The sequence below is a fragment of the Massilia sp. Mn16-1_5 genome, assembly GCF_004798585.1.
GTDB lineage: Bacteria > Pseudomonadota > Gammaproteobacteria > Burkholderiales > Burkholderiaceae_D > Telluria.
Genome location: NZ_PPXQ01000050.1, coordinates 1 through 1,330, shown reverse-complemented (window position 1 = coordinate 1,330; position 1,330 = coordinate 1). Strand labels below are relative to the sequence as shown.

The window sequence follows — 1,330 nt, the reverse complement described above, 5'->3', positions numbered from 1 at the left end:
CCACACTACCGGTTTAGGAAGAAGGAGTCCGTCATGAAGATTATCCGCGTTGGGGTCGACTTGGCAAAGAATGTCTTTCAGCTGCACGGCGTAGATCGTTCAGAAAAGACGGTCTGGCGGCGCAAGCTGGTCCGGGCTGACTGGATTAAAGCGCTGCTCGACAGGATTGAGCCGGGCTGTGAAATCGGAATGGAGGCATGTAGTGGCGCACATCACTGGGCCCGGCTGCTGCAGGCAAAGGGCTTCACGGTCAAATTGATCGCTCCGCAGTTCGTTAAACCCTATGTCAAGAGCAACAAGAACGATGCTAATGACGCAGAGGCGATATGCGAAGCCATGAGCCGGCCAAACATGCGCTTTGTCGCAATTAAAACCGTCGAGCAGCAGGATATCCAAGCCGTACACCGGGTCCGCTCGGGTCTGATGGATCAGCGCAAAGGGAAATCGAACCAGTTACGTGGCTTGGCGTCGGAATATGGATTGGTCGCACCGAAAGAACTGCTGCATCTGAGGTCGGCAATCCCTCTCTGGCTTGAAGATCAAGAGAACGGGTTGAGCGAACGTTTTCGCCGGCTCTTGCGTGGACTGTGGCGCGACCTACAGACCCTTGACGAACGTATCGAAGAACTCGACCGGGAGATCGAACAAATTGCTCGACGAGACCCGGTAGCGATTCGTTTGCAGCAGGTGCGTGGCATCGGCCCTCTTACTGCGACAGCACTACTGGCAACGGTCGGAGACGCAAGTCAGTTTTCTAACGGCCGAGAGATGGCTGCTTCGTTTGGGCTTACGCCCAAACAAAACAGCTCGGGAGGAAAAGAACGATTGCTCGGCATTAGCAAGCGAGGCGACGCCTATCTGCGCAGTTTGCTCGTGCATGGCGCCCGAGCAGTCATTCGAACGGCTCAGGCCAAAACAGATCGACTGAGCACTTGGGCAATGCGCATCGCAACGACACGACATCCGAATATCGCCGCGGTAGCGTTAGCGAACAAGACTGCGCGCATAGCATGGGCAATGCTGACCAAAGGAACTGATTATCGACCTCAAACTACCTAAGCACAGAAGCAGTAGAAGTCACTGAAGAAGTATCCGAACCACGATTGCATGACAAGCCGCTTGATGGCCAACAGGTCGAACCGGCGCTGATGAAACCCGATAACGTCTGAGGCCTTCGAGCCCGTCAAAGCGATAGGGAGTCAGCGCGCGAATAGCCCATCAGGGTCCAGCACCTGGAGCAGGTGCGGTAGCACGAGACCGGATATACGTGAGCAGTCGTACCTCACGGCCTGAAGACGGATTGTTTGCAAACGAGGAGGAGTCCATATAC

General features: G+C 55.3%; 1 protein-coding gene. It reads left to right on the top strand.

What is annotated here, in order from left to right:
* Nucleotides 1-33 precede the first annotated feature (33 nt).
* Nucleotides 34-1,059, top strand: coding sequence for an IS110 family transposase (locus C2862_RS24990; RefSeq protein WP_136223754.1), 1,026 nt, complete (start codon nt 34-36; stop codon nt 1,057-1,059).
* Nucleotides 1,060-1,330: the final 271 nt, after the last annotated feature.

Coding starts and splice junctions, on each gene's coding strand:
- C2862_RS24990 (WP_136223754.1), top strand. CDS start 34: ATGAAGATTATCCGCGTTGGGGTCGACTTGGCAAAGAATGTCTTTCAG.